Annotated in this window: 1 protein-coding gene; it reads left to right on the plus strand. The window is 49.4% G+C overall.

All coding sequences use genetic code 11. The features are described from left to right. Positions 1–38 precede the first annotated feature (38 nt). Positions 39–755, plus strand: a 717-nt coding sequence (locus ABRP98_RS11750; RefSeq protein ID WP_502878806.1) for a terminase gpP N-terminus-related DNA-binding protein, incomplete at its 3' end; no start/stop codon positions are given.

Consider the following 755-nt stretch of genomic DNA (forward strand, 5'->3'; position numbering starts at 1 on the left):
AAAAGGGGATGCGGACGAAATCTTGGAGGATTTTCCGTATGTCTAATATTCGATACACGAATGCGCAACGACTTAAGGCGTTAGAGGTATTCGACAGGACTCAATCTGTCACAAAGACTGTCCGCGAGTTGGGTTACCCAGGCCGTTGGACGCTCCACCTCTGGATTAGACAGCGGTCTGAACCACCATCTTCTCCTATTCGGCGGACAACGCTGAAACGCTACCCGTTTACGACAAAGCTTAAAGCCGTCGAGCTTTTCAACTCCGGTATGTCTCCTGATGCCGTTGCAGCCGAGTTGTCGCTGAATTCGAAAATGAGCGTCTATGCTTGGGCCCAACGATTCCGTGAGGAAGGAAAGTGGGGCTTGATGAGCGCAACTGAACGCAAACAGTCAGCTGGCATCGTAACTCACAAAGCCTTGGAGAAGTCGCTTCCAGATGATGCGGCACAGCTTAAGAAACTGGCAGCGCGACTATCAGCAGAAAAGGCCGTGCTAGAAAAAGAGCTGGAAGAAATAAAAAAAGACGACAGCATCGACCCAACCAATCTCAGTAACAGATTCAAAACTATTGTGGTCGATGCGTTACGGTCTGCTTTTCCGATTTCACTGCTGCTTGACATTGTCGGACTATCGTCTTCTAGCTTCTATTATCAGCTCAAAACCTTGAAGAGTCCTTCGGACCTGACCCCCTTTTGGTGGACACCTGATATCCAGCCTAGTCGGGCTGGGAAGAAAGGTAATCTACCACCATGC

The sequence above is a fragment of the Corynebacterium sp. KPL2838 genome, from assembly GCF_040225455.1.
Classification (GTDB): domain Bacteria; phylum Actinomycetota; class Actinomycetes; order Mycobacteriales; family Mycobacteriaceae; genus Corynebacterium; species Corynebacterium rhinophilum.